General features: G+C 42.9%; 16 protein-coding genes. 7 read left to right on the top strand and 9 right to left on the bottom strand.

Annotated features, from left to right (window positions below):
- The first annotated feature begins 108 nt into the window (after positions 1–108).
- Both GVN16_RS06455 and GVN16_RS06460 read left to right on the top strand, forming a co-directional pair.
- Positions 109–1353, top strand: coding sequence for a metallophosphoesterase (locus GVN16_RS06455; RefSeq protein WP_166563027.1), 1245 nt, complete (start codon positions 109–111; stop codon positions 1351–1353).
- Between the two features lie 171 nt (positions 1354–1524).
- Positions 1525–2883, top strand: coding sequence for an MATE family efflux transporter (locus GVN16_RS06460; protein WP_166563028.1), 1359 nt, complete (start codon positions 1525–1527; stop codon positions 2881–2883).
- Positions 2884–2916: 33 nt separating this feature from the next.
- Here GVN16_RS06460 and GVN16_RS06465 read toward each other — a convergent pair whose 3' ends face one another.
- From GVN16_RS06465 to GVN16_RS06475, 3 genes are all read right to left on the bottom strand, one after another.
- Positions 2917–3441 carry a YceI family protein gene (locus GVN16_RS06465; RefSeq protein WP_166563029.1) on the bottom strand — a complete coding sequence of 175 codons (525 nt, stop codon included), beginning with the start codon at positions 3439–3441 and terminating at the stop codon, positions 2917–2919.
- Positions 3442–3533: 92 nt separating this feature from the next.
- Complete coding sequence (locus GVN16_RS06470; RefSeq protein ID WP_166563030.1) at positions 3534–4328, bottom strand: M48 family metalloprotease; 795 nt, start codon at positions 4326–4328, stop codon at positions 3534–3536.
- 119 nt (positions 4329–4447) lie between these two features.
- Positions 4448–4819 carry a Rid family detoxifying hydrolase gene (locus GVN16_RS06475; protein ID WP_166563031.1) on the bottom strand — a complete coding sequence of 124 codons (372 nt, stop codon included), beginning with the start codon at positions 4817–4819 and terminating at the stop codon, positions 4448–4450.
- Positions 4820–5148: 329 nt separating this feature from the next.
- On the opposite strand from GVN16_RS06475, the gene GVN16_RS06480 reads away from it, so the two are divergent.
- Both GVN16_RS06480 and GVN16_RS06485 read left to right on the top strand, forming a co-directional pair.
- Complete coding sequence (locus tag GVN16_RS06480; protein WP_166563032.1) at positions 5149–7986, top strand: outer membrane beta-barrel protein; 2838 nt, start codon at positions 5149–5151, stop codon at positions 7984–7986.
- A 28-nt stretch (positions 7987–8014) separates the two neighbouring features.
- The gene (locus GVN16_RS06485) at positions 8015–8767 is read left to right on the top strand and encodes a GLPGLI family protein (protein ID WP_166563033.1); all 753 of its coding nucleotides are present in this window, start codon (positions 8015–8017) and stop codon (positions 8765–8767) included.
- An 80-nt stretch (positions 8768–8847) separates the two neighbouring features.
- On the opposite strand, the gene GVN16_RS06490 is transcribed toward GVN16_RS06485, so the two are convergent.
- From GVN16_RS06490 to GVN16_RS06510, 5 genes are all read right to left on the bottom strand, one after another.
- Complete coding sequence (locus tag GVN16_RS06490) at positions 8848–9525, bottom strand: GDSL-type esterase/lipase family protein (protein WP_166563034.1); 678 nt, start codon at positions 9523–9525, stop codon at positions 8848–8850.
- A 97-nt stretch (positions 9526–9622) separates the two neighbouring features.
- Positions 9623–11785, bottom strand: coding sequence for a DNA helicase RecQ (gene recQ / locus GVN16_RS06495; protein WP_166563035.1), 2163 nt, complete (start codon positions 11783–11785; stop codon positions 9623–9625).
- 31 nt (positions 11786–11816) lie between these two features.
- Positions 11817–12170, bottom strand: coding sequence for a hypothetical protein (locus GVN16_RS06500; RefSeq protein WP_166563036.1), 354 nt, complete (start codon positions 12168–12170; stop codon positions 11817–11819).
- Between the two features lie 85 nt (positions 12171–12255).
- On the bottom strand, positions 12256–14133 hold the full coding sequence (locus tag GVN16_RS06505) for a monovalent cation:proton antiporter-2 (CPA2) family protein (protein WP_166563037.1): 1878 nt from the start codon (positions 14131–14133) through the stop codon (positions 12256–12258).
- Positions 14130–14720, bottom strand: a complete 591-nt coding sequence (locus GVN16_RS06510; RefSeq protein ID WP_166563038.1) for an NAD(P)H-dependent oxidoreductase — start codon at positions 14718–14720, stop codon at positions 14130–14132. Before GVN16_RS06510 ends, GVN16_RS06505 begins: the two co-directional genes overlap by 4 nt.
- A gap of 250 nt (positions 14721–14970) precedes the next feature.
- Between GVN16_RS06510 and GVN16_RS06515 the strand changes: the two genes are divergently transcribed.
- From GVN16_RS06515 to GVN16_RS06525, 3 genes are all read left to right on the top strand, one after another.
- Positions 14971–16230, top strand: coding sequence for an aminotransferase class V-fold PLP-dependent enzyme (locus tag GVN16_RS06515; protein ID WP_166563039.1), 1260 nt, complete (start codon positions 14971–14973; stop codon positions 16228–16230).
- A gap of 106 nt (positions 16231–16336) precedes the next feature.
- Complete coding sequence (gene menD / locus GVN16_RS06520) at positions 16337–18064, top strand: 2-succinyl-5-enolpyruvyl-6-hydroxy-3-cyclohexene-1-carboxylic-acid synthase (protein ID WP_166563040.1); 1728 nt, start codon at positions 16337–16339, stop codon at positions 18062–18064.
- Between the two features lie 11 nt (positions 18065–18075).
- Entirely contained in the window at positions 18076–20406 is a 2331-nt protein-coding gene (locus GVN16_RS06525; protein ID WP_166563041.1) for a metallophosphoesterase, read from the top strand.
- Positions 20407–20410: 4 nt separating this feature from the next.
- On the opposite strand, the gene GVN16_RS06530 is transcribed toward GVN16_RS06525, so the two are convergent.
- The gene (locus GVN16_RS06530) at positions 20411–21124 is read right to left on the bottom strand and encodes an AAA family ATPase (RefSeq protein ID WP_166563042.1); all 714 of its coding nucleotides are present in this window, start codon (positions 21122–21124) and stop codon (positions 20411–20413) included.
- Positions 21125–21126 lie beyond the last annotated feature (2 nt).

Genomic DNA, 21126 nt, shown 5'->3' on the forward strand with positions numbered 1-21126 from the left:
TATAAGACCGGGCATCATCAACTTTTCCAATACAAAATTTCAAATCCTGAAGACCAGAACCTTTTACCTAAAAATAAAGTTCTTATAAAAATTAACAGCATTTTTTTAATGAACAGATTATTTACTCTTGGGATCCTGATACTATTCTTTTTGTTAGTAGACTATTACTTATTTCAGGCTGTTAAGACCATCATCAGAAACTACAATCCCAACACACAAAGGATAATAAAAATCGTTTACTGGTCTATTCCCGTAGTAGCCATGGTGATCATTGTCTCGGGTCTGGTTTTGTTCCCGGCTTACCTGAATTTCAAATTCCGGAACCTGCTTTTCGCTACAGTGTTCATCCTTTATTTATCAAAACTTCTGGCTGCAGTTGTTCTGGTACTCGGAGATATCGTCAGATTTTTCAGATGGGCATTGTCGTATGCGGGCAGTTCACCTTCTGCCGATACCAACAGCCATACCATTCCAAGATCTGAGTTTATTGCCAAAACAGCATTGGCTGTGGGAGGAGCACATTTCGGTGCAATGGCCTACGGCATCATCTCAGGAGCCCATGACTACAGGATCAGAAATGTGGTGCTTAAACTTCCGAATCTGCCCAGACAATTCGAAGGATTAAAAATAGCCCAGCTTTCCGACATACATTCAGGAAGCTTCTTTAATAAAACGGCGGTTCAGGGTGGCGTTGAAATGCTCATGAGCCAGAAACCCGATGTTTTCTTTTTTACCGGCGACCTTGTAAACAATGAAGCCAAAGAATTCGAAGATTATTTCAACGTTTTCAATAAAATCAAAGCTCCTTTAGGGATGTTCTCCACTTTAGGAAACCATGATTATGGTGACTATACCTCATGGGCAAGCCCCCAGGCGAAGATCAAAAACCTTCAAACCCTGCAGGAAGCCCACCGTCTGATGGGTTGGGACTTGCTGATGGACGAAAGCCGTGACCTCAAAGTTGACGGAGAATCCATAGGTATCCTTGGTATTCAAAACTGGGGAGCGGGTAATTTTGCCAAATACGGCAGCCTTGAAAAGGCCCTTAAAAACACCGATCAATATGCAACAAAGCTGCTCCTCTCACATGATCCGAGCCACTGGAGAAACCAGGTTTTGAACAAGACAAATATTGATGCTGCTTTTGCCGGACACACACACGGTATGCAATACGGTGTAGAAATAGGAGGCATCAAATGGAGTCCTGTTCAATACCGTTATAAAGAATGGGCAGGGCTTTATGAAGAAAACAACCAGAAGCTCTATGTCAATCGCGGATTCGGATATATTGGCTATCCCGGCAGAATCGGCATACTACCTGAAATCAGCGTTTTTGAATTAAAGAGAGCATAGGAGTACACCCTCTTCCATTCATTAGCCCTGAATCTAAAGTTCAAGGCTAATTTCTATTGATGCCCTGATCAGATCATCAGGCAGGATCATTTTAATTTCATATAATTATAATGCTCATTCCGGTGGGCTTTACGGCAGATTCATGACATTTGCCTTTATATCACATTTATTATGTTTACAGACGTCTTCAAGAAAGAACTTGGTATTACCTTAAAATTGGCCATACCCATCGTCGTAGCCCAGCTGGGAGTGGTTTTAATGGGGGTAACTGATAATATTATGGTGGGCCGCCTGCTTGGTAAAACAGCCCTCGGAGTTTCCGGTATTGCCAATTCCATTGCTTATCTGATCTCATCCATAGCCGTAGGCGGAATGGCGGTGGTGGCACCGATGATCTCAAAAGCAAAAGCAGAATCAGATATTCCGAAAATCAGGAATCTCTTTACATCAAGCTTGTGGGTGGCCCTGGGTTTCAGCATTATCCTGACCATCCCCGGCATCATTGCCTACTTTAATTTTGAGAAATTAGGCCAGCCCGAAAACATCAATCAATCGGCTCCTGAGTTCCTGTTTTATATCTTGTTATCTAATATTCCTTTATACTTCTTTGTATCTGCCAAGCAGTTTACCGATGGTTTGTCAAAACCCTATATAGCCATGAGCATCACTTTGACAGGATTGATCTTAAACATTACTGGCAACTATTTACTGATCACGGGTTCTTTCGGGTTTCCGAGGTTGGGTCTTCCCGGAGCGGCCATTTCTACTTTAATGTCCAGGATCATCATGGCCATTGTCCTGATCTGTTACATCAGGTATTCAGGAAAATTCAAAAACTATTTCGAAAATTTCAAAGTGAACTTCAATACAGAACTGGTTAAAAAAATCAGCAGCCTGAGTGTCCCAGGTGGTTTTCAGTTCTTTTTTGAGATCGGAGCCTTTTCTTTTGCTGTTATCATGATGGGCTGGATCAGTGAGACAGCCCTGGCCGCTCACCAGATCGCCATCAATATTGCTTCTACCACTTACATGATGGCATCGGGCATTGCCTTCGCCGGTGGCATCCGGGTAGGTGAAGCCTGGGGCATGCGTAGCCCGAAAAGAATCAGGACTTCGGGTTATGCCGCTTATTTGCTGGTTTTTTCTTTTATGACCATCTGTATGCTGATCATTTTTGTTTTTAAATCGCAGCTTTTGTCGGTTTATATCAATGACGACGATGTACTTGCCGTAGCGATTCCCTTATTGGTGATTGCTTCCATTTTCCAGCTGTCTGATGGTTTACAGGTGGTGGGACTCGGGGCCCTGAGGGGGCTTTCAGATGTAAAAATCCCGACTTTCATTACGTTCATCGCTTACTGGATTATCGCCCTCCCTTTGGGATACATCCTCGGTTTTATTTTTGATTTTCAATCTATCGGGATATGGATTGGTTTGCTTACCGGGCTGAGTGTTTCTGCCGTATTGCTCTATTACAGGTTTTTTCAGCTCATCAAACCATCTAAACTGAAAAACCGTCTGAGTGTTTAACACTTCAGACGGTTTTATTATAGTTTGTTGAAATTAAGCTTTCGCTACCTGGATGTTCAGATGCAGTTTCACATCATCACTTACCACAACTCCACCGGCCTCAGTTACGGCGTCCCATGACAAACCGAATTCTTTACGGCTGATTTTACCCTGGATGTCAAATCCGGCTTTGGTGTTGTTATAAAAGTCTACCATTTCTCCACCGTACTCAGCTTTAAGTTCTACGTTCTTTGTAGTTCCTTTGATGGTCAGATCACCCTTAAGAGAGAAAGTATCATCTCCGGTTTTTTCGAAAGAGGTAGACTGGAAAGTTAAAGCCGGGAAATTGGCTGCGTCAAAAAATTCAGGAGATTTCAGGTGACCGTCACGCTGATCATTTCCTGTAGTAATAGAATCGATGGCGGCTGAGAATTTGATGTCAGCCCCTTCAAAACCTTCTCCTGTAGTGTTTACTTCACCTTCATAAGATTTGAAATCTCCGGTTACAGTTGAGATCATTAAGTGTTTTACTTTGAATTGCACTTCTGAGTGCAAAGGATCAATTGTCCATGTTGCCATTATTTCTGATGTTTTATATGTTTCTACATTAATTGTAATTACATAGATAACTATAAAAAAAACGGATTAGTTTCCCATCCGTTAATTTTTTTTCAATATCTGTATCTCGCGATATGTTCCTTTATTTTAGCGATCCTGTTATCAGGACTTGGGTGCGTACTCATAAATTCGTCCTGGCTCCTTCCCCCACTGGCTTCAGCCAGTATCTGCATCACATCGATAAGGGCGTTGGGGTCATATCTTGCGGAGATCATATTCCTTACTCCAAATTCATCAGATTCCAGTTCATCATTCCGGCCAAACTTCATCAGTCGCACCTGAGCCACATAATTAGCAATCTGCCCGGTACCCATATCTCCTGAAGCCGCCGTAGCAGCACCGGCAAGTCCCTGGTAAAACTCCGACTGTGCCATCTGCTCAGCGGAGTGCCTGTGCACCACATGCCCGATTTCATGGCCCAGAACGCCTGCCAGCTGATCTTCTGTCTTCAGACGACCAAGTAAGCCTTCTGTAATAAAAACCTGACCACCCGGCAATGCAAAGGCATTGACAGTACGGCGGTCGTTTAACACATGAAAATCAAACCTGTAAGGAACATCTACCCCACTATTCTGCATTTCCCTTGAAAAAGCGGTGACCAGTTTATTTCCAACGCCTTTTACATACTTCTGAACTTCCTGATCAGGATACAAACCTCCGTATTCTTCGGCCATCTGGGGGGCAGACTGCATACCCATGGCCATTTCTTCTTCAGGTGTAATGCCTATCTGTTGTTTTTCACCCGTCAGCGGGTTTTCCTGGGTTTTGCTGTAATAACTAAACAAAGCCATCAAAGCCATTACTGCCCCGATGACCAGTCTCAGTTTAAAACCTCCTGAATTATTCATTGGTCTTTATTAAAGTTTGGGATATCTTCAAACCGTTAGGATTAAAATTCAGGGAAATTTAAATAAAGTTTGATAATATTTCAAGAAATAATTTCTGAAGAAAACCCGGATTTCAAAAATCAGAACTTAACCGCTATTACAGAAATCTCCACATTCACATCCCTCGGTAATTTAGCCACCTGAACGGTTTCTCTTGCCGGCGGATTTTCCTGGAAAAACTGGCCATATACTTCATTGACCAAAGCGAAATCGTCCATGTTTTTCAAAAAAATACTGGATTTAACCACATTCTCATATCCCAGTCCTGCTGCAGACAGGATATTGCCCAGACTCTGCATAATGGCCAGGGTTTCGGCTTTAATGTCTCCGGACGGTGCAATTTCCAATGCAATCTGTCCTGAAACATATAAGGTGTTTCCTGCCAGCACCGCCTGGCTGTATGGCCCAATAGGTAAGGGGGCTTTATCTGTTAAAATGATTTGTTTGCTCATCTGTTTCAATAATTAGTCGTTGTTAAATTTCATACAAAGGTAAAAACTAATCAGCAGAAGAACGGGAAAAGGCAGGCTCAAATTATCTTATACGGATACTCCTCTCTAAATCAATTCGGATCAATTTTACACCAGCATGCAGCTTTTCTGAAATAAATCATTCTTTAAGTAAGACTAACGTAACATTTATATATCCGGGACAAAAATATTTTTATTTCTAAACAATATTGTTCAATAAACTAAGTTTTTAGTTAATATTTCTTAATTTTGTATTCAAACTTTGATTAACAACCATTTCCTGTACAAATTGCCAAAAAAAATCACGAAAAATGAAAAAACTATTACCTTTACTTTTGCTGTTTTTCTCGGTCACAATCCTGAAAGCCCAGCAATCTCCAAAAATTAACATCAAGGGAATCGTGGTAGACACGGCCAAAGCCGTTATGCCCTTTACGCCTGTTTTTTTATTGCAACCTGCCGACTCTTCTCTTGTGACCTTTGCAAGATCCAATGAAAACGGGGAGTTTGAATTCAAAGGTGTAAAGCGTCAGAACTATCTGCTGAAGATCACTTACATGAGTTACCTTCCGCACCAGGAGCTCATTAAACCCAATGAGTCTAATGTCATTGATGCAGGCACTATTCAGCTCAAGCTGCTCCAGAAAGAGCTGTATGAGGTGGTGGTAAAAACCGCCAAGGCCCCCATCAGCATCAAAGGTGATACCGTAGAATATGACGCCAGAAAATTCAAAGTGCCGCCGGGATCCTCTGTGGAAGACCTTTTACGAAAACTTCCGGGCTTTCAGCTGGACAGCGAAGGAAACATCAAAGCCCAGGGAGAAACTGTTAATAAAGTATTTGTAGACGGTAAGCGTTTCTTCGGAGACGACCCGAAGCTGGCAACCAAAAACCTTCCTGCTGAATCTATCAATAAAGTCCAGGTATTCAATGACAAATCTGAACAATCAAAATTAACCGGAGTAGAAGATGGCAAACGCGAGAAAGCGGTTAACCTGGAATTAAAAGAAGAATTTAAAAAAGGTGGCTTCGGAAAACTGACTGCGGGTGTAGGAACGGACCAACGTGTAATGGGTAAGGGTAATTACAACAAGTTCGATTCCAAGAACCAGTTTTCTATCATCGGCTTCGGAAATAACATCAACCAGACAGGTCTTTCAGGTAATGACTACGAAGATTTTAAAGGCAGTCAGTCATACAACTGGAATAATAATGCTGACTTTGGTTTTTCAGGAGGAATGGTAAGGTTTTCATATGGGTCAGATGAAGAATCTGAAAGCATAGGAGTACCACAATCCTGGGGTCCGGGAAGCGGTTTATCTAAAAACTATGCCGGGGGAGTCAACTATAACTATGACACCAAAAAGACGAAGTTCAGTTCTAATTATTTTTATAATCAAAGCACTCAGAATTTGTCGGTATTTCAGAATTCTCAGAACTTTATCCCTGACAATTCGTTTTTCCTGAGAGATTCAAGCCAGAGCGGCAACTTCACAGCCAATCACCGCTTAAGCTTAAGATTTGAAAAAGAAATCGACTCTCTTAATACCCTCGTGCTTAACTTTAACGGCAGACTAGGGGATCGTTCGACAGACTATAACAGTATGAAGAATTACCTGACTCCCGGTGAATCGGTTTTCAGAACCATGAAAGCATTGAACGTAAACGATGCCACTACAGGGGTAATAGCAAGCTCGGCTATATACCGTCATAAATTCATGAAAAAAGGCAGGAGTTTTGCGGCCAGTGCTTCTTACAACCTCAACAATATCGACAAAGATGCCAGGCAGAATTCAGTTATCAGAGACTATCCGGTAGCAGGCTGGGATTACAACATCGGCGGAAGAAATTTTGATATCTTCCAGAATGACCTTGGCCTTGTTAACAGTAATCAGATCAAATCAAGCTTGTTATTTATAGAGCCTCTGAGCAAGAAATTCAATATTGAAGGTTTTTATAACTTCAGCAATACCCGTTCACTGGTTGACAGGGATGTTTACAACTTATTCTCTGACGGCAAGCCGAGAATTGATTCACTGAGCCGTTATTATGAAAATACGATCAATTATAACAGGCTGGGAACCGCACTTAGATACAACTATAAAGGTCTGAATATTGCTTTAGGTGCAGCCGGGCAGCAATTTAATCTGAAAGGTAAATTCTATAATGACCAGAACAAGCCCCTGTTGGGTTCTGTAGACAGAAAATACTTTGCCCTGGTGCCTAATTCTAGCATCAACTATGCTCTGAAAAACAACAGATTCCTGTTTGTTAATTATGATGTAGGTGTTCAGGAGCCGAGAATGAAAGATATGCAGCCTTTCCAGGACAACTCCAATCCGCTTTATATTACGAGTGGTAATCCTGACCTTTTACCACAAACCACTCATAATGCATTTGCCGGATTCAGTATGTTTAACCCTGTCTCCTTTATTAATATTTTTGCCAACGTCAATTATACTTACAGCGTTAATCAGATCATCTATAACCAGACTATTGATCAAAACCTGGTCACTTATATCAAACCTGAGAACATTTCGGGAGGAAAGAGATATGGTTATTACTTCCAGTTTGGTTTCCCGATCAAAAAAACCAAAATATCAGCTAATGTTTCTTCTAATTCATATTTTGCCCAGAACCTTATCTATATTAACAGCAAATTGAATGAAAATAACACAGAGAATTACAATGTTAACTTCAGATTGGACCTTACACCGGTTGATTGGTTCTCATTATTTATCAATGCAAGTCACGGCATAGGTAAGGCTCAGTACTCTATCAATACCACCCAAAACCAGAGGTTTATCAATCAAAACCTGAGTGCCAATATGGTCATTCAACTACCTAAACTCATATTCTTTACTTCTGACTTTAACTATATGGGTTATAAAAATGAAAGATTCGGCTTTGATCAGAAAATTCCCATCCTCAATATGGCTGTTTATAAAGTGCTAGGTAAAGCTAAAAAATCCGAGGTGAGGGTAACCCTTTACGATGCTTTCAAGAAAAACCAGGGTATAAGCCAGGGGGCTTCTTCAAACCTCGTTTCTCAAACACAAACGGTAACACTTTCAAGATACCTGATGTTTACTTATACCTATAATATGAGAGGTATTTCAACCAAAGTGAAGAAAAACCGTTGGGAATAATTTATTAAAACAAAATTCAAAGATTAAAATGAAAAAGTATTTTTTGATAGTCCTGTCTTTATTATTTCTCAATGTGACAAAATCAAATGCACAGGAAGTCTTCGGAACCGTCGACTATGATTATACCTCAGACTGGGTGAAAATTTATAACCGGGCGACCTATCTTACCAAAGAAGAAAAAGAGAGAGAAGCAATGACATCCAGAAACTGGACTCCAAATGCTGAAAAAATGAAACTTTTCTTTGATGGAACAGGGAGCTACTATACTTACGAAAGTCAGGATGCGGGATCACCGGGAGGCTATTCATGGCAAAAAGCGGACTATTTCATTACCCGTGATTTTACCACCAATATGCTTACCGAAATTCACAATGTCCAGGGAAGAACGTTCACTGTCGTTGATTCTATCAGGGCTCCGAAATGGAAAGTTCTCAACGAATTGAAAGACATCGGAGGATATATGTGCATGAAGGCTACCACTTATGACGACGTCAAAAAACAAAATGTAACAGCCTGGTTTTGTGCAGATATTCCGGTGTCCATCGGGCCTGAGCAATATACAGGTCTTCCGGGACTAATATTGGAGATATCTGTGGATGATGACGCAGTTCTGATCACTGCCAAGCGTATTGACCTGAAAGTCAAACCGGAGATACCTAAATTGTCAGCCAAAAAACTAAAAGGTAAAAAGTCTAAAATGGCAGACTTCAACAATTTTATCACCCAGCATTTGAAAGATTCAGCCTATAAGCATGAATTTGCCTGGGGTTTAAGATATTAATCTTCTTGTTTTAATTGTTTTAACATAAATCAGAAAGCACGATCCATTCAATTGGACCGTGCTTTTTTCTATTGTCCTGCTCAGATCCCCAATCCTTTGAGCATCAGTTCAGCTACAAATTTATTACCTTTCTCATTCAGGTGAACCCTGTCTGTCGTAAGAATACCCCTGTCTTTGTTTTCCGGGTTGTTGGCAAGATTATAGGCCAGGAACTCTTTTCTCAGATCAATCAGGTTACAATTTAACTCAATAGCCAGTTTTCTGATAATACCTGCATAATAATTAAGGTCACCATCCTGCTGATTGGAGAAATCTGTTCTTTCACCGATGGCCGCCGGGGTACACAACATCACAGTGATGCCTTTTGCCTGAAGTTTCTTTACCAGGGTAGTGTAGAATTTGGTAAACTTATCAGCATCAGTACCTGTGCCGCTGCTGGCCTTGTGCCAGACGTCATTCACCCCTACGAAAATAATGACGATGTCCGGGTTTTTAGCAAGTACATCCTCTTCATATCTCAAATAAAGATCATAGATTTTATTACCCCCGATGCCTGCACCCACCAGTTCAAAATCAGCTCCTTTTCCGGCCTTGTCCAGCATTTCTTTCATCATGGTGATATAACCACCCGGTCCTACTCCCGCCTGGGTAATGGAATCACCAAATAAAACAACTTTTTTAGGCTTGATCTGAATAAAGGAGAAAAGTGCCATGACCGAAAAAAAAGCAAAAATAAAAAGTCCGTTCCGAGATTTCATCTTAGAATAATTTATGGTTGAATATTAATTAAAGCCCCTTCAAAAAGAGCGACTAAAATTAACAATTAAACCCATCAAATTCACAAAATTTTTATTTTTAGTACGAATCAGCCTGTTCTTCTTTTGCTTTTTTGGACAAAGCCATGGCTATCCTGATTTCTTCATAAGAAATGCCTTCCCGGAAATGCTCATAAACAGCCCTGGCCGAAAAGGTCCCCTCTGCTTCAAACGTCTCCATGGCCTCCACTACCTTCCGATAAGTCTTCTTGTCGATAAACTTCCAGAGGTCAACCCCCTGGCCTTCTTCAAACAGTTTGATCAGGTGCTGATAAACGGTATTCCTGCTGAGTTTTCGTCTTTCAGCAATTTCTTCCACAGAAAGGCCTTCATTATACAGGTCAAGGGTTTCGATGTAGGTCAGACCTTTCGCAAGCTTAACGCCCTGATCGGAATTGCCTTTGACAAAAGATAAAATCTCTGTAATGAAGGTGTCTCCATATCTTCTGAATTTCTCCTCCCCCACACCTGAAACGTTTAATAGCCGGGCTTTCGTAATCGGTCGTTCATGAGCCATTTCCAACAATGTAGCATCATTAAAAACGATGTATGGCGGAATCCCCAGTGAGTCGGCTATCTGTTTTCTGAGTAGTTTAAGCTTATCAAACAGCTCATTCTTAATAAACTCTTTCTTCGTCTTTTTAGGATCAGCGAAAACCTCTTCTGCTTTTTTGCGTTCTTCGAAAGTAATGTAATGGGAAAGTTCTATTTTTCTTTTCCCTTTGAGCAGCTGCCAGCTGACTTCATTCAGCTTGAAAACATGGCCTTCATCATAAGCAATGTCCAAAGCACCATAGTTGAGTATCTGGGACAGATAATCGGCCCATTCTTCATACTTCAGGTCTTTTCCGATACCGAAAGTCGTCAGTTTGTCATATCCCAGCCTCAGAAGGTTCTGGTTACGGCTACCCCTGAGGATATCAATCAACATACCCATCGCGACTTTCTCCCCTGTCCGGGCTACGCCTGAAAGAGCCTTCTGAGCCAAGATTGTGGCATCAAATCTTTCTCTCGGATGAAGACAAACGTCGCAGTTGCCACAGTCCTGCCCCACTTCTTCATTGAAGTAACTCAACAAAATTCTCCTGCGGCAGATATTGGCCTCAGCATATTGCTGCATCCTGTCCAGTTTGGCATTCATGAGTTCTTTCTGGTCATCATCCAGGTTAGATTTCTCAATCATGCTTTTACGGGTCATAATATCTGCATAAGTATAAAACAAAGCCGTTCTAGCCTTAGTCCCGTCTCTTCCTGCCCGGCCGATCTCCTGGTAAAAACTCTCGACATTTCCGGGAAGGTTATAGTGGATGATCCACCTGACATTAGACTTGTCGATCCCCATACCGAAGGCAATCGTGGCCACGATAATCTGCAGGTCGTCTTTGATAAAAGCCTCCTGTACCTTGCTTCTGCGTTGGGAATCAAGGCCTGCATGATAAAAATCGGCTTTATAGCCATTCTGAATCAGAGAAGCTGTAAGCGATTCCGTACCATTCCGGCTGAGACAATAAATGATACCGGATTGCTCAGGCACCGTTTTCAGAAAATCCATGATCTGTTTCAGGCGGTTTCTTCCCGGCAATACCTCAAGACTGATATTAGGGCGGTCGAATCCTGAAATAAAAGTATTTTCTTCAGGTATCCCCAGCTGCCTGCAAATGTCTTTTCTCGTCACTTTATCGGCTGTGGCTGTCAGAGCAATCACCGGAACTTCCGGAAAAGTGTCTTTCAAGACAGACAACTGCCGGTATTCAGGCCTGAAATCATGTCCCCATGAAGAAATACAGTGGGATTCATCCACGGCGATCAGGCTCAGCTTTATTCCTTTCAGAAACTCAAGCATATTGCCTGCAAATAACTTCTCGGGAGCTACATACAACAACTTCAGTTCACCCAGCTTGGCTGCCCAAAGCACGGCATCCTGCTCAGACTGACTTAAAGAAGAATTGATAAAAGAAGCTTTTACGCCGTTTCCGCGAAGGGCTTCGACCTGGTCTTTCATCAGAGCGATGAGCGGAGAAATGACAATGGTCAAGCCTTCAAAATACAGGGCCGGAACCTGGTAACACAGTGATTTACCACCGCCGGTCGGCATCAGAACGAGGCTGTCTTTACCTTCTATGACAGCATCAATGATGTTCTCTTGCAAGGGTCTGAAGGTTTCATACCCGAAAAATTGTTTTAAGATGTGATGTGTGGTCATTGGATTGATAAATTAAAAAGAAGGAATGTGGTTACATTCCTTCAAACTCCTGTTTATATTTTGCAAATTGAGCAGGTGTCAAAACGCCTTCCAACTCCTTCAAGTAATTCTCGCGGGTGGCAGGTAATTTATCAGCCTGGTTACTTTCTCTCAAGCTCTTGATCAGTTTTAAATTAACGGTATTGATCAGCATCACCTTACTTTCCTGATCCGCTGTGAGTCCAAGAGCGGCTTTCATCTTCTGTGTCTTTACCCTGGCTTCCGACTCAGGACTTACACTTTGATTAGATGACGGAGTACTTGAAGTGCCGGTGGTTGGTGTGGTTCCGGGTGCACATGATAACAAAACAAAAACGATCAGAAATGATAAGCCAATGGTTTTCATGATTTCTAAGATTTAAATTGAAACGCAGATTTAACTGTTACAAAAATTGAAATAATAATTCACGAATCAAAATTTTTATCCGCGATCAGGCTGTTTTCTGAAAATTATCCTTTAAAGCATCACTGTCCCACGATTTATCACTCAAATCCAGGTTTTGCTCAAGGTCATTATAAAGTAATTGCTCCTGCCATTCCATTTCATCTTTCATCGACAGCACGTATTCTTTCATATTGTGGCGTTTTTCTCCCAATCTTTCCAGTGCGTCTTCATCAAACTTAATAAAACGCTGTCCTTGTCTGTGGGCTGTATATTTCCTGAATCCCATTTCTACCAAAGCATCTTCCCCGAGATGAACGGCACTGTAAAGAGTTTCCCTGTATACATTTTTTACTCCGAGGTCTAACAGGTCATAAGCATCAAAGCGGTTTCTGGCCCTGGAGAAAATCTTTATCTTCGGAAAATTCTCCCTGACCATATCTATCAGCTGACGGTTGATGTCAGGCGAATCAATGGCCGCAATCAGTATGCTGGCTTCTTCGGCCCCTGCTGCTTTCAGTAATTCGGCCCGTGTAGCATCTCCGTAATAAACTTTAAAGCCCATATTTCTAAGCAATTCAACCCTGTCAGAGTTGTTATCCAGAATGGTGGCCTTAATGCCATTGGCCCTCAGCAGCCTGCCGATGGTAGAACCAAAATGACCAAACCCGGCAATAATAATTTTGTGTTTCTGTTCAAATTCTGCTATTTCTCCTTCTTCATCTGTCTTGGTTTTCACTCCGAAAAAAGGGTCGATCAGTTTTTCATTCAGCATCATCAGCAGAGGTGTGATGGTCATCGTAATCGCCACCACAGCCATCAGCTTGGCATTGATTACTGTATCAATCAGGTCCAGCTGGTTACAGAATGAAATCAAAACGAACCCGAATTCACCTACCTGACTCAGGCCAAATGAAAAGAGAAAATTCTGGTCCTGACTCATTTTGAAAAACCTTCCGATCATAAACAGTACCCCGAATTTGACGATCAGGACACCTACGGCCATCACGACAATGGTAACCGGATCCATAAAAATGACGGCAAAATCTATCGTTACGCCTACACTGAGGAAAAACAAACCTAACAAAAGGCCTTTGAAAGGATCGAGGTTACTTTCCAGCTCATGCCTGAACTCGCTGTTGGCCAGGACTACACCCGCCATAAAAGCTCCCAGGGCAGGGCTGAGCCCTACAAACTGCATCAGGGCTGACACACCTATCACCAGGAACAGAGAAGCGGCTACCAGAAGCTCACGCATACCTGCTTTGGCCACAAACCTCAGGAAAGGCACCACCAGGAAACGCCCTACCACCAATATGACTCCTACCGCTCCTACCACCGAAATAGCCTGAATCCAGGCGGGCTGGTCAGCAAAAAAAGAATGGTGCTGATCCTTGGCACTTTCCGGTTGTCCTTCTGTCAACAGAGGCAGCAAAGCAAGAATAGGGATAACGGCGATATCCTGAAACAACAGAACAGAAAAAGAGGCTTGCCCGGATACTGAATGCGAGAGGTTTTTCTCTTTCAGGGTTTGAAGGACAATCGCAGTGGAAGACATCGAGAAGGTCAGAGCCACCGCCAGTGAAGTTTGCCACGACCAATCTGTGAAATTAAGTAAGCCGAACAGAAGAGCAGTCGTAAATAACATCTGCGACATCCCGAGTCCTGCAATCGACTTACGCATCTCCCAGAAAGCCTTAGGCTCCAGTTCAAGACCTATCAGGAAAAGCATCATCACCACGCCAAACTCAGCAGCGTGCATGATGTCCTGGCCATTGCCCCCTACCAGGCTCATACCAAACGGCCCTATGATCACTCCGGCAAGTAAATATCCTAAAATGGAGCTCAATCCCAGTTTTTTAATAAACGGGACAATGAGAATAGCAGCTCCTAAAAATATGACTGATTGTAATAAAAAAGTACTCATGATGATTTAATCCATTTATTGAGACAATTTGAGTTGTCGGTTTCGCAACCGGGAAAGCCTTCGTTTTTCAAAAACCGGAGACCTTCTTTCAAATTGGTGATGTGTTCATTTAATTCTTCCCGGCTCAGCCTGTGTGTTCCGAATACCACATAAGGCGGCAGGTACTTCATTCTGCATAACCTGGCTGTCTGCTCAAAAGGCCTCAGGTATTCCCGGATAGAATAGCGGTTGTGTCCTTCAGGATTATACGCCTTTTCCATTCCTCCGGCTGAAATCACCTGGAACCACATTTTGTTTTGCAGGGCAAATCCTCCGTTTCCATAAGCCCAGCCCACTTCGAGCACCATGTCAATCCATTGTTTCATCAACGGCGGACAACTGTACCAGTAAAAGGGATGATGAAAAATGATCAGGTCGTGTTCAACCAAAAGATTTTTCTCAAATTCAATGTCTATATCGAATTCAGGATAACGCTCATAGAGGTCATGAAATGTCAGCTGTTCAATATCAGCATAAACTTTCACCAACTCTCTGTTAATATGTGACTTCTCCAGCAAGGGATGTGCAAACAACACCAGTATTTTCATAAGTTTCAGGGCTTTGTAAAATATCACTATGTAGTATGGTCCGGGTACATAATGATCATGTATCGCTATTAATGCAACGACGAAACTTTTATTTTAAGTTCATCATTTATAAAAATTTGGTCAAAAAAATTAACATTCCGGGAAAATTTATGATAAAAAACAAGCAAAATGTATCAGAAAATATAAATTCTGCTTTATGATTCTAAAATTGAAGGATAACTGTTATATTTTGAAAAAAAAGCATAAAAAGATGAAAAAACGTGACTTTTTGAAATCACTTTCGGGCTTGGGACTTTCTGTTCCGGTGATGGGCAGGAACTTTGAAAGGCTACTCACAGAGCATGAGGGCGTTTCTCCTGAAGCATTGGCCAAAAACGAAGAATTCTGGGGTGAAATCCGCTCCGGATATGTTCTGAAGCCTGATTACATCAACCTTGAAAACGGTTATTACTGTATCACACCACAGCCGACTTTCAACGCTTTTGTGGAAAATATCAAAAAAATCAATTATCACGGTTCTTACTATATGCGTAACGATCGCTTCCCTGAAAACACGGAAGTGAGGCATGCCCTGGCCAAAGCAGCAGGTTGTCTGCCCGAAGAAATTGTGGTTACCCGGAACACCACCGAGTCGCTGGACACAGTCATTTCAGGCTATGACTGGAAGCCAGGTGACGAAGCAGTCATGGCAGTACAGGATTATGGTGCCATGCTTGACCACTTTGACCTGCAGGCTAAAAGATACGGCATGGTAAACAAGAGAATTTCAGTGCCTCTGAATCCGGCATCTGATGAGGAAATCGTGGAAGTCTATGAAAAAGCCATCACTCCGAAAACCCGGTTGCTGATGGTGTGCCATATCATCAATATCACCGGGCAGATACTACCCATTAAAAAAATCTCAGACATGGCTCACAAACACGGGGTCGATGTTCTGGTGGACGGGGCCCATGCTTTTGCTCATTTTGATTATAAAATTTCAGACCTGGGTTGTGATTATTATGGCACCAGTTTACATAAGTGGCTCAGTTCTCCGCTGGGCGTAGGTTTTTTGTATGTCCGCAAAGGCAAGGCAAAATCCTTGTGGCCGATATTCGGAGACAATGGATATGCAGATGACGACATCAGAAAACTGAATCATACCGGCACTCCGGCCGTGCACACGGATATAAGTATTCTGAATGCCCTGGATTATCTGCAGAAAATCGGCATAGAAAAAAAAGAAGCCCGCCTGAGATATATCAAAGAATACTGGGTAAGCCAGGTCAGAGACTATCCGGGTATACTGGTCAATACCCCGGCAGACCCGAAACGCTCCTGTGGAATTGCCAACGTGGGTATTGCAAAAATGAAACCCGGGATACTCGGCAAAACACTTCTGGAAAAATACAAGATCTGGACGGTGCCCATTGACGGAGCCAATGTGCATGGCTGCAGAATCACCCCTAATATTTATACCACCACAGAGGAATTGGATGTTTTTGTCAAAGCTCTCAAAGAATTGGCGTAGGCCGTCATCATAGGCCCGTGCCTCGAGGCACGAGCCTATGATGACGGCAATTTGAGAATAATGCATTTCATGAGTATATTTGTCTGAAAAAAATCAAAGACAATCAATGGCCACTCTTCAACCGATTCATGACATTGCAGAAATCTGTTTTCAGAAAAACATTGAAGATGTAATTTTATGTCCGGGATCAAGGAGTGCCGCACTGACCATTTCTTTTGTCAGGCATCCCGGCATTAAAACCTACAGTTTGAGCGACGAACGCTCTGCTGCATTTACAGGAATGGGGATGGCCCAGCAGTCTCAAAAGACTGTTGCCCTGATTTGTACCTCTGGTTCGGCCGCATATAATTTTGCTCCTGCAATAGTAGAAGCTTTCTTCCAGGAAATCCCTTTGCTGATACTGACGGCAGACAGGCCACCGGAATGGATTCATCAATATGACGGGCAAACCATCTACCAGAAAGACATCTACGGAAAAAACATCAAGGCTTCATTTGAGTTACCGGCTGATTATTCCCATCCGGATGCTGTCTGGCAGATACAGAGGATCGTCAACGAAGCCATTAACCTTGCTCAGGCCGCCCCCAAAGGCCCTGTGCACATCAATGTACCGATACGCGAACCTTTTTATCCTGCTGAAGACGAATCTGTCCATTTCGATAAGCAGGTAAAAGTCATTCAGAACCTTTCACTTGAGAAAACACTCGGTACAGAAACGTGGATTGATCTTATCAGTATCTGGAATTCATGTGAAAAGAAATTAATAGCAGTCGGCCAGACCGAGGGAGATTTACATGCCTTACTTAAACCCTTCTCAGAAGAATTACTGATCCCGGTGGTGGGTGACAGTATTTCAAATATCCATCATGCCGGAGCTGACTTTATTGATGCCCATGATATCTTTACGGGAAGGATTTCTGACGACAGCCTGAGTCCTGATCTGCTGATTACCTGCGGGAAGTCGTTTATCTCTAAAAGTTTTAAACAGTATATCCGCAAAAACAAACCTTTGTATCACTGGCATATCCAGGAAAATCCGAATCTGATTGATCCGTTTCAGTCACTGACCCATAAAATCGAGGTTTCTCCTGCCTATTTTTTTCATAAATTATTTGAAGACCTTGATTTCCTGAAGTTCAAAGAAGGCGATGAGGAAGAAGACGCCTCTTATTTTAACCTCTGGCAAAAAGCCAATATCCTTTCTAAAAAGGTAATGGCGGAGTTTCTGGCGGATGTAAACTACGGTGAGTTTAAGGCAACTGATTTATTGCTCCGGAAACTTCCTGAAAATTCCATCATTCACCTGGGCAACAGTATGCCGGTAAGGTATGCCAACCTGCTGGGCATAGAAGCCCTGAAAAACATAAAAGTTTATGCCAACAGGGGCACCAGCGGCATTGACGGCATCTTGAGCACCGCCATAGGTCAAGCCATGAAGACAGATAAAATCGTTACATGCCTGATCGGGGACGTATCGTTCTTTTACGACCGGAACGCTTTATGGAATAATTATCTGCCCAAAAACCTGAGGATTGTCCTGGTCAACAACCAGGGCGGCAATATTTTCAGGATCATCGACGGACCGGATAAACAACCTGAACTGGAAGATTATTTTGTAACTTCACAAAAACATACTGCGGAGACCCTGGCAAAAGAATCAGGCTTTATATATCAAGCCGTTAAAAACATGAACGACCTGGAAGTCGCCTTTGAAACATTCTATAAAAATACAGATCAGGGGCAACTGATTGAGATATTTACAGACGGAAATGCTGATGCCGTTGTTTTTCAGGAGTTCAGAAACATAGCCAACAGAAAACTGTCAAATCTTTGACTCTTACTAAAATGAACAAAAAATTACTGCTGTTATTCCTGTCACTGATAACCTTCAAAATCAGTGCCCAGGAGCTTGCCAGGAATCCTTATCTGCAAGCCGTTACGACCAAAAGTATCGTCATCAGATGGAGAACGGATGTGCCTACCTCGTCCAAAGTGAGTTATGCCCTTGCAGGAACGGGTAATTTTATTACTCAGGTAGACGAAACACCCAAAACCGAGCACATCATCAAACTGTCGGACTTAAAACCGGACACTCGTTACGATTACAAGGTAGGAAACACGCAGAAGGACCTGGCTTCAGGTGAAGATTTTTATTTTACGACGGCACCCACAGCTGATACCCAAAGGCCCTTGAAATTCTGGGTGATGGGTGACTTTGGTGATTTATCTACCGCTAAATATATCAGTAACCAGACGGGCGTGAGAGATGCTTACCTGGCAAGAAAGAAAGCCCCGACCGACCTGTGGCTCTGGTTGGGCGATATGGGCTACGGAGCCAACCGCGACGGGATCATGCAGGCGGGTATCTTTAATTTTTACGGAAACAAAATTTTCGGGAATACCCCGATTTCATATGCTCCCGGCAACCACGAATATGATGATTTCGGGATGCCGGAATCTCAGAAAACCAGGCAAATCCATTATTTCGACATCATCAACCCACCGGTAAACGGCGAAGGTGGAGGAGTACCCTCGGGCTCAAAAGCTTATTTTTCGTTCAACATCGGCAATGTGCACGTCATATCCCTTGATTCTTACGGCATGGACGACGGAGTTTACAGGCTTTATCATCATTTCGGATCGCAATATCAATGGCTGGTCAAAGACCTGGAGGCTAATAAAAATATGTGGACGGTAATCGCATTTCATCACCCGCCTTATACCAAAAGATCGCACGATTCGGATAATGAAGGCGAACTCAGACTGATCCGGGAAACCCTGGTGCCTCTTTTCGACAAATACAAAGTAGACCTGGTCCTGACGGGCCACAGCCATGTTTATGAGCGGTCTTACCTGATAAAAGACCACCTTGGTCCTGCCACATCATTTGATTACAATACCCACGCCGTACAAAAAACTAAAGGGCTTTATACCGCCGCCGCCAAACCTTTTATAAACAAAGATGACGGGACAGTTTATGTGGTGGCAGGTTCTGCGGGCAGACTGGACGCACACGGCGACAGGATGTTCGATCCTCCACATCAGGCTTCTGCTTACGCCAACCTGGATATCGGGGGCTCGCTGATGCTGACGGTTCAGCAAAACAGGCTGGACGCTGAATGGATTTGTGCGGATGGCGTGATCAGAGACCGGTTTACCATGCTCAAGAATGTTAACAAAATCAATAAAATCGATCTGGAGTTTGGCTCTTCTGTTAAACTCAAGGCCTCATGGCCGGGCACATCGGTGTGGTCAAACGGGATTAAAAACCAACAGGAAATAGAGATAACACCGACCGCCAACACCGTCATTACTGTCAGAGATTCGCTGAGCTATCTTGAAGACCGCTTTGAAATCAACCTTACCCCAAGACCTGTTCTCGCGACATCGAATCTCACCGGCCAGAACATCTGCAGCGGAAAAGAAATTTCAGTTTCTTCAGACCTCAGAAATACAACGGTCTCCAAATGGTCATACATCCTGGAGCTCTCAGACATTAACGGCTCTTTTACCAATCCGCTTAAACTGGCTGAAGGTTCATCCAATAATCTGAAAGCCATTTTGCCGGAAAATCTTTCTGAAGGATCAGGATACAAAGTCAGGGTCAGGCCCAATGTCAACTTCTTTGAAGTGATTCCAAGTGCCTCATTTGCTATAAAAAAAATGGCGGAAGCAAAGTTTGAAGGACCGAATACGGTTCAGTTTGACACAACCATCAATCTTTCCCTGTCATTCAAAGGCAGCCTGCCCATCAGCTACCAGATCAATGACCTCGGAGTCAGGCAAACGAACAGCCTCACTGCTGAGGTAAAAATAAGACCTACTGCCCAGACCTTTTTCAGAATAACGCAGCTGAGCAATGCCTGCGGATCAGGGAAAATCGACCCGACCGAAATCAAAGTGCTGGCCCCCCTGGGCATGAGTCATGATGAACTGAAATACATCAAAGTATTCCCGAATCCGGTGAAAGATGAACTGACGATAGAAAATACCTCAGGACAGGCAGGTAAATATAAGTTCAGTGTGAGTGATTTGTCGGGCAGGAAATTCATTGACAAAAGCATTTACCTTGATAAAACGGAGGTTGTTTCTTTGCAGGAATTGCCATTCGGCATTTACTTCGTGGAGCTGAAGAGTAAAAAGAAAAGCCTGGTTTTCAAGATCCTGAAAGAGTAAATTTTCAATCTTCAAACATCATTTTCACCATATTTTTATGGTTGGATAAAAAGTGTTTGGTGACTTTGAAGTGCTCTGTTTCTTCATAACTTACTTTTTTAGGGCCATCTTCCGTTAGCTGGATGATCCTTGCTCCCGGATAGGCCATCAGGATGGGAGAATGGGTAGCGATAATAAACTGTGAGTTGTTTTTCACGTGTTCATGAATGGCGACGAGAGCCGATAATTGCCTGTTGGGCGACAAAGCTGCTTCAGGCTCGTCAAAAATATAGAGTCCGTTACCTCTTAGTTTTTCAGTGATGGTTTTCAGGAATGATTCCCCGTGCGAAAATTCGTGCAGCGAAAAAGGATTGCCGCCGGTCTGATCCATGTAGGTGGCTACATTGTAGAAGCTCTCAGCCCTGAGAAAATAATAATCATACGGTCTTTTCGGCCCCCTGGCCACCCGCAGATACTGGTATAATTCAGAAGTATTTTTGTTGGTTTCAAACTGCATATTGAGCGTTCCACCCTCCGGCCCGAAACCCTGACTGAGGGCAATGGCTTCGATCAGCGTGGATTTTCCGGAACCGTTTTCACCGACAATAAAAGTGACGTCAGAATGAAACTCTATCCTGTCGAGCTTACTGATCGCGGGGATGTTAAAGGGATATTGATTAAAGTCTTCAATATTGTCCGCCTTCAACGAAATCTCTTTCAGAAAGGGTTTGTGATTCATGA

The organism is Emticicia sp. CRIBPO, from assembly GCF_009905725.1.
Taxonomy (GTDB): domain Bacteria; phylum Bacteroidota; class Bacteroidia; order Cytophagales; family Spirosomataceae; genus Leadbetterella.

Excerpts from the sequence above, each read along its gene's own strand:
- GVN16_RS06455 (WP_166563027.1), top strand. The coding sequence starts at position 109 with ATGAACAGATTATTTACTCTTGGGATCCTGATACTATTCTTTTTGTTA.
- GVN16_RS06460 (WP_166563028.1), top strand. The coding sequence starts at position 1,525 with ATGTTTACAGACGTCTTCAAGAAAGAACTTGGTATTACCTTAAAATTG.
- GVN16_RS06465 (WP_166563029.1), bottom strand. The coding sequence starts at position 3,441 with ATGGCAACATGGACAATTGATCCTTTGCACTCAGAAGTGCAATTCAAA.
- GVN16_RS06470 (WP_166563030.1), bottom strand. The coding sequence starts at position 4,328 with ATGAATAATTCAGGAGGTTTTAAACTGAGACTGGTCATCGGGGCAGTA.
- GVN16_RS06475 (WP_166563031.1), bottom strand. The coding sequence starts at position 4,819 with ATGAGCAAACAAATCATTTTAACAGATAAAGCCCCCTTACCTATTGGG.
- GVN16_RS06480 (WP_166563032.1), top strand. The coding sequence starts at position 5,149 with ATGAAAAAACTATTACCTTTACTTTTGCTGTTTTTCTCGGTCACAATC.
- GVN16_RS06485 (WP_166563033.1), top strand. The coding sequence starts at position 8,015 with ATGAAAAAGTATTTTTTGATAGTCCTGTCTTTATTATTTCTCAATGTG.
- GVN16_RS06490 (WP_166563034.1), bottom strand. The coding sequence starts at position 9,525 with ATGAAATCTCGGAACGGACTTTTTATTTTTGCTTTTTTTTCGGTCATG.
- recQ (WP_166563035.1), bottom strand. The coding sequence starts at position 11,785 with ATGACCACACATCACATCTTAAAACAATTTTTCGGGTATGAAACCTTC.
- GVN16_RS06500 (WP_166563036.1), bottom strand. The coding sequence starts at position 12,170 with ATGAAAACCATTGGCTTATCATTTCTGATCGTTTTTGTTTTGTTATCA.
- GVN16_RS06505 (WP_166563037.1), bottom strand. The coding sequence starts at position 14,133 with ATGAGTACTTTTTTATTACAATCAGTCATATTTTTAGGAGCTGCTATT.
- GVN16_RS06510 (WP_166563038.1), bottom strand. The coding sequence starts at position 14,720 with ATGAAAATACTGGTGTTGTTTGCACATCCCTTGCTGGAGAAGTCACAT.
- GVN16_RS06515 (WP_166563039.1), top strand. The coding sequence starts at position 14,971 with ATGAAAAAACGTGACTTTTTGAAATCACTTTCGGGCTTGGGACTTTCT.
- menD (WP_166563040.1), top strand. The coding sequence starts at position 16,337 with ATGGCCACTCTTCAACCGATTCATGACATTGCAGAAATCTGTTTTCAG.
- GVN16_RS06525 (WP_166563041.1), top strand. The coding sequence starts at position 18,076 with ATGAACAAAAAATTACTGCTGTTATTCCTGTCACTGATAACCTTCAAA.
- GVN16_RS06530 (WP_166563042.1), bottom strand. The coding sequence starts at position 21,124 with ATGAATCACAAACCCTTTCTGAAAGAGATTTCGTTGAAGGCGGACAAT.